The organism is Clostridium sp. MCC353, assembly GCF_018785315.1.
Taxonomy (GTDB): Bacteria; Bacillota; Clostridia; order Lachnospirales; family Lachnospiraceae; genus CHH4-2.
Map to the genome: position 1 here is coordinate 1 of NZ_WQPN01000090.1, position 13,939 is coordinate 13,939.

At 48.4% G+C, this 13,939-nt stretch carries 11 protein-coding genes; 10 read left to right on the forward strand and 1 reads right to left on the reverse strand.

From position 1 onward, the window contains the following. Positions 1-296: 296 nt before the first annotated feature. Positions 297-716 (reverse strand): pyridoxamine 5'-phosphate oxidase family protein, encoded by a 420-nt coding sequence (locus tag GPL15_RS15935; protein WP_215699677.1) that lies wholly within the window; start codon positions 714-716, stop codon positions 297-299. A 339-nt stretch (positions 717-1,055) separates the two neighbouring features. On the opposite strand from GPL15_RS15935, the gene GPL15_RS15940 reads away from it, so the two are divergent. From GPL15_RS15940 to GPL15_RS15985, 10 genes are all read left to right on the forward strand, one after another. Then, complete coding sequence (locus GPL15_RS15940) at positions 1,056-2,729, forward strand: glycoside hydrolase family 32 protein (protein ID WP_215699678.1); 1,674 nt, start codon at positions 1,056-1,058, stop codon at positions 2,727-2,729. A gap of 113 nt (positions 2,730-2,842) precedes the next feature. After that, positions 2,843-4,237, forward strand: a complete 1,395-nt coding sequence (locus GPL15_RS15945) for an extracellular solute-binding protein (protein ID WP_215699679.1) — start codon at positions 2,843-2,845, stop codon at positions 4,235-4,237. A 44-nt stretch (positions 4,238-4,281) separates the two neighbouring features. Next, positions 4,282-5,175, forward strand: a complete 894-nt coding sequence (locus tag GPL15_RS15950; RefSeq protein ID WP_215699680.1) for a sugar ABC transporter permease — start codon at positions 4,282-4,284, stop codon at positions 5,173-5,175. Continuing rightward, complete coding sequence (locus GPL15_RS15955) at positions 5,172-6,008, forward strand: carbohydrate ABC transporter permease (protein ID WP_215699681.1); 837 nt, start codon at positions 5,172-5,174, stop codon at positions 6,006-6,008. Before GPL15_RS15950 ends, GPL15_RS15955 begins: the two co-directional genes overlap by 4 nt. Positions 6,009-6,224: 216 nt before the next feature. Then, entirely contained in the window at positions 6,225-6,998 is a 774-nt protein-coding gene (locus GPL15_RS15960) for a metallophosphoesterase family protein (protein ID WP_215699682.1), read from the forward strand. 192 nt (positions 6,999-7,190) lie between these two features. Then, the gene (locus GPL15_RS15965) at positions 7,191-8,171 is read left to right on the forward strand and encodes a LacI family DNA-binding transcriptional regulator (RefSeq protein WP_215699683.1); all 981 of its coding nucleotides are present in this window, start codon (positions 7,191-7,193) and stop codon (positions 8,169-8,171) included. Between the two features lie 770 nt (positions 8,172-8,941). Next, entirely contained in the window at positions 8,942-9,913 is a 972-nt protein-coding gene (locus tag GPL15_RS15970; RefSeq protein ID WP_215699684.1) for a MoxR family ATPase, read from the forward strand. Next, positions 9,894-11,198: a DUF58 domain-containing protein gene (locus GPL15_RS15975; protein WP_215699685.1), complete on the forward strand. Its 1,305-nt coding sequence runs from the start codon at positions 9,894-9,896 to the stop codon at positions 11,196-11,198. Before GPL15_RS15970 ends, GPL15_RS15975 begins: the two co-directional genes overlap by 20 nt. Beyond that, on the forward strand, positions 11,191-12,546 hold the full coding sequence (locus GPL15_RS15980) for a hypothetical protein (protein ID WP_215699686.1): 1,356 nt from the start codon (positions 11,191-11,193) through the stop codon (positions 12,544-12,546). Before GPL15_RS15975 ends, GPL15_RS15980 begins: the two co-directional genes overlap by 8 nt. A gap of 78 nt (positions 12,547-12,624) precedes the next feature. Next, positions 12,625-13,899, forward strand: coding sequence for an HD domain-containing phosphohydrolase (locus tag GPL15_RS15985; RefSeq protein ID WP_215699687.1), 1,275 nt, complete (start codon positions 12,625-12,627; stop codon positions 13,897-13,899). Positions 13,900-13,939: the final 40 nt, after the last annotated feature.

Here is a 13,939-nt window from a genome sequence, read left to right on the forward strand (position 1 = left end):
GGCGTCCGGTTTCCGGACGCCGCCTCTCCCCGCTTTTCTGCTGGTGTTCTCTGGTTCTGGTGGGGATTTTAACATCAACCCTCTAACACCAACCCTCAAGGCATTTTTGAAAAAGCCTTGGCCATTTACTGTCAATGACCAAGCCATTTACTGTCAATGACCAAGCCGCTTACTGTTAGTCACTACTGTCAGTCACCCAGCCATTTACTGCCAATCACCCAGCCATTTCCAGTCAATCATCAAGCAATATCCATAAAATCTCCATATCATACCCTGCGTAAAAATCAAATCCTGTTTTAGATTTCAAATGTCTCTGAGTTAAAATTGGCGTAATACCGGCCCTTAACAGCGGTGAATTTCAGCACACAGTAATCAGGATCGGTTACGCCCAAAGGGTAGTACATGGTGTCGCCTTCCTGCCAGATCAATTCTTTGCTTTCCGGATCTTCTAAAACTTCTACGGTTCCTATCAGCATTACCCCTCTGAAAAAGCGTTTGTCACAGAAATAGATACAGGCTTTTGGATTCACTCGGAATTGGGCAACTTTTTGAGAAGAGGTGTTGGTTGTGAAGTAAAATGTTGTGATTCCGTCTCTGAGCCTGGGGGCCAGCATGGCCTTGATATTGGGGAATCCCTCTTCATCAACAGAGCTGATATAAGCAGTCTTCTGTTTGTCAATTAGGTTTCCAATTGTTTTTTGTGCATCGCGCATCATAGTATTTTCCTCCTGATAGTTGGGATAATCAGTTTTAAAACAGACGTTTTGGTAAACGGGGTACTGATTCTGTTATAGCAGGATATTATAGTATGCGCAACTGTTTTTGGCAAAACGTACTGTGCTGGTACCTGAGCTGAAAAAATGATATGAAAGAAAAAAATAAAAATAGTTGACATGTAGGTAATAATGTATTATTATCAAATATATCAAACGGGTTCGATAAGGCATAATACACAAAAACTTTTCATTTGTATTGAAAAGTTTTCTCTTAACCTTTATATCGAACGGGTTCGATATAAAAATAATTCAAATAGATGATAATCTGGGAGGTGTGGGATGTCATGGCTTAATACAGGGGCATATAGGTGTCTGGAACTGCTGGTCAGAGCGAAAGACGGGGAAGAGGCGGCAGAGATAAGGTTAAAAGAGAGTTCCGAAGAATCGGAAAGGTGTGAGAGGGTTCTGCCGGGATATTTCCGGTGGCTGCGTCTGCCGGTCAAAAGGGATACGCAGTATGAGATCGCGTTTTCCGGGTGTTTTCCGGGGCTGATGTATCTCAGTGAATCGGAAGATATGATGGAAACGGGCATACAGTATCTGGAGCTGCCTGAAGACGGAATGGGAGAACTAACAAAGAGAGGCAGAAGCGATGGGCGGTACAGGGAAAGATACCATTTCACCCCTTATAAAAATTGGATCAATGATCCCAACGGCCTTTGCTGGTTTGACGGGTATTATCATATGTTCTACCAGTATAATCCGTTTTCCCAGAAATGGGGCAGCATGTACTGGGGACATGCGGTCAGCCGGGATTTGATCTGGTGGAAGGATCTGCCGATCGTATTGGAACCCCAGAAGGAAATATTGGACGACCCTACGTGCTGGGGAGGGGCATTTTCCGGTTCGGCGGTACTTCCAGGTGACGGCAGCATGGTCTTTTACTTCACCAGACATCTGGAGGGAACAAAAAAATGGATAGAACCGGAAGAAGTCCAGATGATGGCAAAGAGCTGGGACGGAATCCGGTTTGGGGAAGAACGGGTGGTTATAAAAAGAGAGGTTTTCGGGGCTTCACCCAATTTCAGAGACCCTAAAGCAGTACTTGGGAAGGACGGCAGGTGGTATTTAGTCTTGGGCTCCTGCGTGGAGGAGGTGCCGTCTGTTCTGTATTACCGTTCCGACGACATGGAGACATGGACTTATGAAGGAGTGCTGCTTGGGGAAATGAAGGCGGAAGGAATTGAAGCCATCGAATGCCCGGATATATTCTGGCTGGATGGTAAGATGGTTGTGACCACATCCCTTATGAGGTACTGCCAGGAACCCGTGGAGAGGCAGCATGTGAGATATTACATAGGGAATTGGGAACATGGACGGTTCCAGGTGGAAACGACGGAAGTTCTGGATTTTGGAGGCAATTTCTATGCGGTACAGACATTTGAATATGAGGGACAGCGAATTGCCATAGGATGGGCGGCGGATTTCTGGAAAGAACATGTGGAAGAAGAGAATGGATCCAATGGAAGCATGACCATTCCCCGGATTATGGAAATCTGGGGCGGGACATTGAGGATGAGGCCCGTAGAAAGTGTTTACCAGTTGAAGGATCGGTGCATTTTTAAGGGAAACGGGAATTCGCTTGATCTGCCTGAGATCAGAGGAAATGCCTGGTATGCCAGGATCGAGCCGGAACGTTCCTCGGATTTCAGGATGTGTTTGATGAAGAATGGCAGTTCTAAGCTGTATTTGGATTACCGGAATGGAGAGTTAAGGATTATTACGGATTCCGAACAGGTCAAACGGCCGGATGGAACTGCGTTCGTCCGGGCGGTCAGGAAAGTGGAGATATTTACCGACAGGCGGATGACGGAATTATTCATAAATGATGGGGAGGTTTCAGCGGTCAGGATTTTCTACGGCGGCGAGCACGGAAGTTTTCAGATGGATTTTTCAGACCGGAGCGTTCCGGTATCCACAGAGGTCTATACCATGGCCTCAATCTGGAATTGACAGGATAGATGAAGAGAGGGGATGGAGAGAAAAAGGGGAGGAAATGTAAGAGTAAAGGGGAAAAACGTAAAGATTCTAACATGTAAGAATAGGAAATGAGAAAGGGGATTACAATGAAAAAAATATTGAAAAAATCTGTATGTGGTTTGCTGAGCGGGCTTTTAATCATGGGGACGGCAGGATGTTCCAGTCAGAAAGGGGCGGTCCCGTCGGAAGAAACGAAAACTACGGAAGCGAAGCAGGTTTCCTCCGAAGCGGCGGAAACAAAGAAGAGCGAGGAAAAAGCGGGAAATCAGTCAGGAAAGAATATCACGGTCTGGATTCCTTCCAATTTTACGGAATCCGAGCGGGATTACTACGGTAAAATGCTGAAAGAAATCGATGATAACCACGAAGAATTCCAGCTCTCCATCTCAGAACAGGCGGATCTTTCCAACCAGCTTTTGTCCGCCATCATTTCCAACGATCTGCCGGACCTGACCATGTCAGACGGCAACCGTCTGGGCGTATTCTGCCATGCCGGCGTATTTTTGCCGCTGGATGATTATTTTACCGATGAAATCAAGGCGGATCTGCTTCCATCTGTTTTAGATGAATGTACCTATGCGCCGGAAGGAAAACTTTACAATATTGCCCAGTTCGATTCCGGCCTGGCTCTTTGGGCCAATAAATCCATGCTGGAAGAAGTGGGGGCCAGGATTCCAACCAGCTATAAAGAAGCGTGGGATAAGGCGGAATTTGAAGATATCTGTCAGAAACTGAAAGACAAAGGATACTGGGCGCTGGATGTGGGCCAGGCGGATACTACAGGTTCCAAATTTTACTATACCTATCTTCCGGTTGTAAAAAGCTTCGGCGGCGACTGGATGGACCGGGATACCATGATGGCAGAAGGGGCGCTCAACAGCGAAGCGACCATTGAAGCGGCCAATTACCTGTACTGGATGAGTGAACAGGGATATATCAACGCCAGAGCGGACAGCGATGACGGTTATTACGGCAAGAAAGATACGGCCATGCTGCTTTACGGCCACTGGATGACCCCTCAGGTAGAAGAACTGTTGGGTGACGACGGAATCCTGGTGCCCATTCCTGATTTTGGACACGGAGTATACAGCGGAAGCGGCTCCCAGACCTGGGGAATTACTGTGAAGGCTCAAGAAAATGACACGGTAGAAGAGTGTGCGGCCATCCTCAACGAGCTTCTCAAACCGGAATATGTACAGGGAATGTCAGATGCCAACGGCTCCATTCCGGGACGCCTCTCTGTACTTGAAAAGGACCCGAAATACGCCAAAGGTGGAAAACTCTATCTGTACCGTGAACAGTTAGAAGGCGGAATTGCCATTAACCGTCCGCACACACCGGCCGCTGTTTTTGTGCGCGCCACAATCGGACAGACGCTCAGGGATATCCTGGCTTATGGAAATGCGGAACAGGCGATGAACGATATTACGAAAGAGATCGACCAGTTGATCGAGGACAATAAATATAACGAAGTGAAGTAGCATTTTTAGCAGAAGGCTGGAATTGAGGGGGAAGGGATAGGCAAATGAAGAAAAAATTACTGTATAATCAAAGTGCATCGGCCTGGCTGATGAGCGCTCCGGCACTGATTACGCTGTTCATATTTGTAATCATACCGTTTTTGATGTCGTTTATGTATTCATTTACAAATAAACAATTTGTGATGGCGGCCAATAATCCTCTGCGCTTTGTGGGCCTGGAGAATTATATCCGTGTATTGTCATCGGGAGATATGGCGGCAGCGGCGAAAAATACGCTGAAATACACCGTCTACGTGGTTCCCGCATTGACAATCCTGCCTCTGTTGCTGGCGCTTCTGCTGAATAACAGGCTGAAAGGCATGACCGCGTTCCGGGTGATCTGTTTCAGCCCTCAGGTTATTTCCATGGCAGTGGTTTCCGTTGTCTGGGCCTTTATTCTGGGCTCAGCCGACGGAAGTATGATGAACACCATCATCGGATTTTTCGGCATCCCTCCCCAGGGATGGCTGAAAGACCCGTCCCAGTCCCTGTTTTCCATAGCGGTCATGAGCATTTGGTCGGCTATTGGATTTAATATGATCATTTATCTGTCCGGGATTCAGTTTATATCCCAGGATATTTACGAAGCCGCCCAGATAGACGGGTGCAGGCCGGTGCAGAAATTCTTTTATATCACATTTCCGCTGCTGAAAAATACGGTGATTTTCATCGTTATGACCAATATCATTTCTTCCCTGAAACTGTTCACCCAGATTCTGGTGCTGACAAAGGGAGGGCCGATGAAGAGCACCATGTCATTGGTGTATTTGATCTATGAAACGGGATTTGTAAAGATGCAGATCGGGGTTTCGGCGGCCCAGTCGGTTGTTTTCTTTGTGGTTGTCATGGTTGTTTCCATGATTCAATCCAAAGTGCTGTTGAAGGAGGATAAGGCATGAGATCGAAAAAATTCAGAGAAAATACAATTTTGTATATCATCCTTATAATGGTGGCGGTTTTATTCATCGCGCCGCCGATCTGTCTGTTCGTGTCTTCCTTTAAAACAAGCAGCCAGATCAGTGTGGACATGTCCAATGTGTATGCATTTCTCCCCCATGGGAAAATGAGCATGGACAACTATATCTATCTGTTCGGAAAGCTGAGCGTAGGCCGTTTTTTCATCAATTCCCTGATCTCTTCTTCGGTATCCATCCTGCTGGCGGTTTTATTCAACGCCATGATGGGATATGCCCTGGGAATGCTGAAATTCAAAGGAAAAGGCATTCTGCTCTCCCTGATCCTCTCTCTGCTGATCGTGCCCAGCGAGGCGGTGATCGTGAATAAAATGATCGTTGTCAATTCCATGGGGCTGATTGACAAGATGCTGTCCCTGATTCTGCCGTTTATGGCGACTCCATTTTATATCTTCCTGTTTTACCAGCATTTTAAGGATATGCCTTATGATCTGATGGAAGCGGCGGTTATGGATGGGTGCAGTTATCCCCAGATATTTTTCAAAATCATGTTTCCACTGTCTAAGCCGGTGATCGCCACGGTATCCATTCTGCTGTTTGTAAAGCGGTGGGGGGATGTGGCATGGCCTGCCATGGTTACGAGAAGCAATGCGATTAAGGTGCTTCCGCTGGCGTTGCAGTCATTTTACGGAGACATGAACGACTGGGGGCCCATATTTGCTATGGGGACAGTGATGACTGTTCCGGTTATGATTATATTTGTGGCATTTCAGAAGCAGTTTATCCAGTCTATTGCTATGTCGGGGATCAAAGGCTGAGAGATTGGGCGGATATAGAGCGGGTAAAAGCAGGTCTGGGGTCAAAGGCTGAGAGACAGGGCGGATATAGAGTGGGTAAAAGCAGGTTTGGGATCAAAGGCTGAAAAAATGATGGATACAGAGCGGGTAAAAGCATGCCCGGTATAAAAGTTAAAAGACCGGGTGGATACAGAACGGAAAAAATGGCCTGAAAATGACCGGTTTTGGGAGAAAAAAATGAAAATTCTGGTAATTTCGGATATACACGGCAACATTGATGCACTGGAAACCGTCTGGCGCCGGGAAATGGATTCGGACGAAATCATCTGCGCCGGAGACCTGACGGACTATGGGGTATTTCCAAAAGAGGTGATTGACTGGATCAGAACCCATAATGTCCGGACGGTGAAGGGAAATCACGATGCCCATACGGTGCATATTTACCGGGATACCCCATGGAAAGAAGCGGGGCCGGGGGAATTTAAGTGGGTGCACCACACCTGCGGGCAGCTCACAGATGAGGAAATCAGTTTTCTGGATCAACTGCCTGAGATCCAGTATTTTGAAGCGGACGGAGCGGGTTACCTCATCAGCCATCAATATGAAACCGGGTACAGGACGGTGGAGAGCCGGGATCAGTTTAACCGTTTTTGGGCCTGCCATGAGGAAAAAATAAATGGGCGGCCCACGGAAAAACGGATGGTTTTCGGCCATACCCACAGACAGGGAATCCATATTCTGGGAGAGGGGATGCTCTGGCTCAATCCGGGCAGCGTTTCCTACCGGAGGCCGGACGATCCCTGCAAAGACGCCCAGTATATGGTGATTGAGGATGGTAAGATTTCCTTTCGCAGTATTCCCTATGACAGAAGCCGTTCTTTGGACGCGGCCTATGAATATCTGAAACGGAAGATCATGATGGAGACAGAGCTGCAGGATGCATTTTTCTTCTTTGGCAATGCAGTTACCAGCCGGGAGCCGCTGCCGGAAATTAAAGCGATTGATCATTGACAGAAAAACTTCCGGGAAGGTATAATGGGGTAGCAGTTCAGATAGGTCTGCGCATATACTGCGCGGACCGTACGAAAACATAGCGGTTGCAGGCATCCAGCCCCTCGCCGCAGGCGACTTTAATGGGCTGGGTGCGTAACAGTTCAGACCTGTCTGAACTGTTACATAATGGGATGGAAACAGAGGTGGCTTATGGCAAGTATAAAAGATGTTGCGAAATATGCGAAAGTGGCGCCCAGCACGGTGTCGCTGGTGCTGAATAAAACCGGATATGTGTCTGCGGAAACCAGGGAAAAAGTAGAGCGGGCTATGAAAGAACTCAATTACAGCCCCAATGAACTGGCCCGCAATTTATACCGGAATAAGACCAATATTGTAGGAATTATCGTGCCGGATGCGTCTCATCCGTTTTTTTCCACATTTATCCAGTATGCTGAGATTTGTCTGTACGACCATGGTTATAAAACCATGGTCTGTTCCACGATAAACAGGAAAAATGGGGAAGAAGAGTACATTGACATGCTGAAGCGCCAGATGATGGATGGAGTCATTATGGGTGCTCATTCCCTGAGACTTGATATCTATGAAAATGTAGACCGGCCGATTGTGGCCCTGGACCGTTACATCAATGATGATATACCCATTGTGCGTTCAAATCATAAAAAGGTGGGAGAATTGGCGGCAGAGCGTCTGTTAAGATCCGGGTGCAGAAAAGCGGTGCAGGTTTCAGGGGCCAGGATAGTCAGCACCCCATCTCATGAACGCCATGATGTGTTCCGTTCCTATTTTGAGGAACACGGGGGAATAGTCTATAATATGGATATGGGCTGGAATCATTTTGATCTGGCCTATAATATGGACTATGCGGAGAAGATATTTAAGGAACACCCGGATGCGGACGGAATCTTTGCAGTGGACATGCTGATCGGCGCCTGCCTTCAGTATGCCCGCCGTCATGGAATAAAGGTGCCGGAGGAAATCAGCATGGTCGCCTGTGACGGAACTCTCTTGACGCTGGGGGTGGAGCGGCCCATTACGGCCATTGTCCAGCCTATAGAAGACCTGGCCCGGGCGGCGGTTGAGAACGTGATCAAGCTGATTGGCGGCAGCAGGATGACGAAAAGCGAGACCGTGTTCGACGTGACACTTCGGGAAGGGGAAACTACTTTGTAGTGTGAATTGGGATTTAATTGGCGGGAGTTACGCAGGAAAGCGGAGAGGGCGGCCTGGCTCCCCGCCGTCCACCCTCCCCGCTTTCCTGCTGGTTTTCTCTGGAGCTAGGAATTAAAAACAATTCTGTAAATTATAAGAAAATTTAACATTAAGCGTCAAGGCATTTTCGAAAAAGCCTTGACGTTTTAATGCAAATCCCCACGTCAGTTACATGAAATCGCCACGTCACATTCGCTATAATCTGCACTTTACCCCAAATCCCTCCTCAAGCAAACATTTCTTTGCCTTTTCTACTCCTTCTCCAAATCTTTTTTTATCTTTAGCGCAGCCAGTACACAGCCAGTAAGAAGGGGAACCTGGGGCGGGGGGACAAGACCGGACCGCAAAAGGGGCGAACCAAAGGCGGAGGGGATCATGTGGAGACCGTTTAGTGGAACTTAGGCTTTCAGGATGGAAAAGGCGGGCAGAAACTGAATTCCGAATCAGTTTCTGAGATGCCCCTGAACGGTAAAGTCATCAGGAGTTTACCGTGAATGGGCATCGGCCCGCCTTTTTCTATCCTGAAAGCCTTAGTTCCACTTAACGGTCGGAACCAGATCCCCTCCGCCTTTGGTTCGCCCCTTTTGCGGTCCGGTCTTGTCCCCCGCCCCAGGTTCCCCTTCTTACTGGCGTTACTCTCACGAATCCGTTAAATAAAGATAGTGTAAATTTAAGGCCAGGTGTTATAATAGTAGAAAATGCTTGATTTATGCAAAAGAAAGGAACTACCTATGCAGACTGTCGCACACTATACAAAACTTCTGGAACGGGAAACGGAAAAAATTATTGTCGGCAAGCGGAGGCAGATTGACATGATCTTGATGGCTGTGTTATCCGGCGGGCATGTGCTGCTCAATGATCTGCCGGGGAGCGGCAAGACGACGCTGGTTAAAACGTTGTCCATTGCGCTGGGATGTGAGTTTAAAAGGCTTCAGTTCACTCCGGATCTGCTCCCTTCGGATATTGTGGGAATGGCGGTATTTAACCAGAAAACAACGGAATTTGAACTGATGAAAGGGCCTGTACATACGAATATTCTGCTGGCGGATGAGATCAACCGGGCGATTCCCAGAACCCAGTCCGCACTGCTGGAGGCCATGGAGGAGGGGCAGACGACTATTGACGGAAAAACACTGCCCCTTCCCCAGCCTTTTTTAGTTATGGCCACGCAGAATCCGGTGGAAAGGGAGAGCACATTTATGCTGCCGGCCGCCCAGTTAGACCGCTTTTTCGTGTGTCTCTCTTTGGGGTATCCGGATGCTGAGGAAGAGGTGGCAATTCTTGCCAGACTGGGGGATGGGACCCCTTATGAAGAAGTGAATCCGGTTACCAGCCCGGAAGTGCTTATGAAGATGAGAGAAGAGATCAGCCAGGTGAAGGTTTCCGATTCCTGCAGCCGGTATATTGTGGAACTGGTGCAGAAGACCAGGAATTGTCCATGGTTTAAACAGGGGGCCAGTCCGAGAGCGTCCAGATGCCTGTACCAGGGCGGAAAGGCATATGCGGCCATGCAGGGGCGTGATTTTGTGCTTCCCGAAGATATTAAAAAGATATGGCAGCCGGTTATGGAACACCGGGTGGTGTTAACCAGTGATGCCAGGTTTCAAAAGAAAACGTCACAATCCATTTTGGATGAGATTCTGGATGAGACCGGGGTGCCGCCTTATAAAAAGGAGCTGTTCAATGGAAGAAAAACAGAGTAGAAACAGCTTATTTGTGGGAATTCCCGGCCTCTGCACCCTTTTGTTTTTTGCAGTCACGGCCCTTTATTTTCAAGCATGGCTGGTTTCCTCATTTTTATTTCTGTTCTTTTTCCTGTGCCTGAGTTCCTATGCCTGGAGCAGGGGCATCTGCCGCCATGTGGAAATACGGACGGAGACAACGGTTCCTTCCTGCTATGCAGGCGAACAGGTTCAAATGAATCTGACCGTAAAAAATAAGAGCCTGTTTCCTCTTGTCTGGCTGGATGTGATTCTGCCCACAGGTAAAAAGCCGGTCGTAAGGCAGGCCGGTTCCGGCCAGTTCGGCTGGTATTATCTGAAGGGAAAGGAATACGCGGAAACGGGGATCAGGGAAAGATTTGTCTGGCTTTTATGGCAGCAGGAAATCAGCTGGTCGGAAAAGTTGGAAACTGTAAAACGCGGCGTGGTATGCATAGACGGCATAGGGCTGCAGGCGGGAGACGGATTCGGTCTGTCTGCTAAAGAAGATTGGTATGACCTTTCTGTTCCGGTCCGGATACTCATCTATCCCAGACTGGTTCCGGTTCAAATCAGCCGTTTCTTAAAAATTACCCAGGAGGCTGTGTCCCAAAATAAGGGACAGACAGAGGATATAACGATTTTAAAGAGCAGCCGCCCTTATCAGCCAGGCGATCCCATGAAAAAGATCAACTGGAGGCTGCTGGCTTCCAGCGGGCAGATGAATGTGAATATTTATGAGACTATAATGCCGGGATGCGCGGCGTTTATCTTGGATTTAGCCGGTTTCAGCCGGGTGATTGAACATGATAACCATCAGGGCGGCAGCTATGAGGAACGGATTGTGCTGGAAAAAAGGCTGGAGCAGATGATCAGCCTGGCTGCATCCCTGATGACGGCCCTGGCAAAACGTCAGGTGCAGTGCGCCCTGATTCTGCCCGCCTTTGGGGAGCAGGAGGCCGTGATCCGGCTGCCGGCCGAGGGAGAATCCTCTCTTTTAAGCTGTATGGAAGCTTTGGCGATGCTGGATTATCATGGGGAGGAAACCATTTTTCCATATGAAGAGTTCTGGCAGTCCTGCCATAAAATGGGGACTGTTTACATTTGTACCAGAACGGATGGAAAAAATGAATTCGAAGAGCTGGCGGCCCGCCTGGGACAGAGCCGGGTCAGCTTTCTGGTACAGCAAAAGACCGGACAGGCAGCGGTGGAAGGCGGATGCATTTATGCGGAAGATATCTGCGGCGCGGCTTGTTTTCATACGGATGGGGAGGAAGAGGATGGATAAAATTCGTGATTATCTGAGAGGAAGCAGTGCGCTTTTATCGGATGCAGCCATAATCTGTCTCTTTTTTTATATGATTCCCACTTGTACGCAGATCCGTATTGTATCGGTTGCCGTGCCGGTGTGGGCCGGATTTATCCTGGTGCTTATGGGGGCAGATTATTTGCTTGCGGGGGCCGGAATTTCCTTTAATCTATATCTGATCTTAAATGGAGCCGGGATTTTGGCAGGAACGTATTTTACGGTCACCCGTTCCTTCTGCTCTGATGGATTCCCGATGTTTCACGCATTTTTGGCCTGCGCCGTGGCTGGGGTGGGAGCGCATGGAGCGGCGGCGGCCTGGCGCCTTCCGTCGGCAAACAGCCTTTTAAGGTATGTGGACGGCCTGGTGATTCTGCTGGCATTTTACCTGTATGCGGCATTCTCCACCCGGCTCGAACCGGGACAGGATGTTTTGATACTATCTTTATCAGCCATTATCTTGAATCTGATCTCTGTGAACCAGATTCGGACGAGGGAAGAGGGGGTGTCCGTAATCCAGGGATCGGGAACGGGAGGAAAGCTGGTTCTGGCCGCGGCTGCGGCCGGAATTGCGGCGGTTACAGGCATGGTGACCGGAGCGGCTTCCGGGCAGGTACACAGCGCTGTGGACCTGTTACTGGCGGCGGTAAAAGGCGTGGGAAAGGTTCTGGCCCTGATACTGGGGGCAGTCGGACTGGTTCTGGGAACGCTCCTTAACTTTTTAGCCGGACTTTTGCCTGATGCGCCTCAGGAAGCAGGAGAAACGGTAAAAACGGTAATACAGGAAGAGGCAAAAGAAGCGGCGGAAACTGCAGTCTGGAGAATCCCGGGCTGGGTTATGGCTATGGTTTTGGCTCTGGCTTTGGCGCTGACGGTGTGTTATATTTTATACCATTTCCGGAATGCAAGAATAAAACGGTCCAAACGGGAATCGCCCGGAAGGACGGTGGTGAAAAAAAGCAATTTTTGGCCTGCTCTGTCCGGAGGGTGCAGAAAAATATGGGAGTCGGCCAGGTTTGAATGGCTCAGTCATTTGTACAGAAAGACGCCGGAAGGCCTGTTTGTCCGGGTGGAAAAGATTGGAAAGAGAAGAAAAAATCCCAGGCGGAAAAATGAAAGCCCGGGTGAATATCTGAGGAGAATCGCCGGATGTCTCCGCGCAGAAGAGGCTGACGGCAAGAGGATGGCAGACAGGGAAGAATGGGCGGGCGCGCTGGAAGGGCTGGCTGGGGATCTGGACCGGATTTATTATGGGTTCGAACAAAAAACAGTAGAGAGCCGGGAGACCGGCCGGTATGTAAAAGCGGTGCAGGAACTGGAAAAATGGTAACAGCTCAGCCGGTTAATCATCTTGATTCGAAAAAAGCGGTATGTTATGATTAAAAAATGGATTTAAGAGAATTTCGACATGGGAAGGAAAGAAATAATGACAGAAACATCCATAATAAACAGCAGCAACATCAGCGGAATGCTGCAAAGGACGCTGAACCAGGTGGAACCCAGGCTGGTGGATCATGGCAAAAGAGTTGCATTTCTGGTATCCAGGATGTTGGATGTACAGGGAGATTGGGGCGGCAGGGATAAGCAGGATATCTGTTTCCTCTCCCTGCTTCATGATGTTGGGGCTTATAAAACAGAAGAAATTGAGAAGATGATACAGTTTGAATCGGAAAATATCTGGGGACATTCCATTTACGGATATCTGTTTTTATATTATCTGTCTCCGCTGCAGAAATGGGCGGATGCCGTGCTGCTCCATCATGTGAGCGCAAAAAAGCTGGATGGGTTCACTTCACAAAATAAGGAACTGGCTCAGATTTTAAATCTTGCTGACCGCGTGGACATGTTTTTCTGTGAATATGGGGCGCACCGGGAAAAATTATACGCTTATTTGAATGAGGCCCGGGGCGGGCGGTTCCTGGATCCTGTTGTGGATTTGTTTTTTGAAGCGGAAAAACGGTATGACCTGCTGGAACGTCTGGACAGGGGAATTGGTTTCCAGGATGTGCTGGAATATGTGGATATGAAAATGGAAGAGGTGGACGAGTATTTGAAGATGATGACATTTGCCATCGACTTCAGAAGCTGCCACACGGTGACGCATACCATAACCACCACCAATATCAGCTATCTGGTGGCGAAGCTCATGGGGCTTAATGATGAACAGGTCCGTCATGTATATTACGGAGCCATGCTTCATGATCTTGGAAAGATCGGCGTACCGGTGGAGATATTAGAATTTCCGGGGAGGCTGAGCAATCAGGCCATGGCCATTATGAGAACTCATGTGGATATTACGGAGAAAATATTGGGCGGCGACGTGGATGAGGTGACAACCCGGATCGCCCTTAGGCATCATGAAAAGCTGAACGGTTCCGGTTATCCTAAAAAGCTGTGTGCAGAGCAGCTCACCATGGAAGAACGGATTGTGGCGGTGGCGGATATTGTCAGCGCCCTGTTGGGAACCAGGAGCTATAAAGAAGCCTATTCCAGTGATAAAGTGATCTCCATCATCACACAGCAGGCCGAACAGGGGCTTTTAGATAAGGATGTGGTGGGGACGATCGTTGTGCATTTTGAAGAAATACTGGGCGAGGTCAGAAGGCTTTGCAGCCCGATTTTAAAAATATATAACGGTTTAAACAGTGAATATGAACGCCTGATTTTACAATTTCAGCAGTAATTCAATAATAAGTTCTGTAATAGTATAAAAATTTCTTTTA

Excerpts from the sequence above, each read along its gene's own strand:
- GPL15_RS15940 (WP_215699678.1), top strand. The coding sequence starts at position 1,056 with ATGTCATGGCTTAATACAGGGGCATATAGGTGTCTGGAACTGCTGGTC.
- GPL15_RS15975 (WP_215699685.1), top strand. The coding sequence starts at position 9,894 with ATGGAAGAAAAACAGAGTAGAAACAGCTTATTTGTGGGAATTCCCGGC.
- GPL15_RS15970 (WP_215699684.1), top strand. The coding sequence starts at position 8,942 with ATGCAGACTGTCGCACACTATACAAAACTTCTGGAACGGGAAACGGAA.
- GPL15_RS15960 (WP_215699682.1), top strand. The coding sequence starts at position 6,225 with ATGAAAATTCTGGTAATTTCGGATATACACGGCAACATTGATGCACTG.
- GPL15_RS15985 (WP_215699687.1), top strand. The coding sequence starts at position 12,625 with ATGGGAAGGAAAGAAATAATGACAGAAACATCCATAATAAACAGCAGC.
- GPL15_RS15980 (WP_215699686.1), top strand. The coding sequence starts at position 11,191 with ATGGATAAAATTCGTGATTATCTGAGAGGAAGCAGTGCGCTTTTATCG.
- GPL15_RS15965 (WP_215699683.1), top strand. The coding sequence starts at position 7,191 with ATGGCAAGTATAAAAGATGTTGCGAAATATGCGAAAGTGGCGCCCAGC.
- GPL15_RS15945 (WP_215699679.1), top strand. The coding sequence starts at position 2,843 with ATGAAAAAAATATTGAAAAAATCTGTATGTGGTTTGCTGAGCGGGCTT.
- GPL15_RS15935 (WP_215699677.1), bottom strand. The coding sequence starts at position 716 with ATGATGCGCGATGCACAAAAAACAATTGGAAACCTAATTGACAAACAG.
- GPL15_RS15950 (WP_215699680.1), top strand. The coding sequence starts at position 4,282 with ATGAAGAAAAAATTACTGTATAATCAAAGTGCATCGGCCTGGCTGATG.
- GPL15_RS15955 (WP_215699681.1), top strand. The coding sequence starts at position 5,172 with ATGAGATCGAAAAAATTCAGAGAAAATACAATTTTGTATATCATCCTT.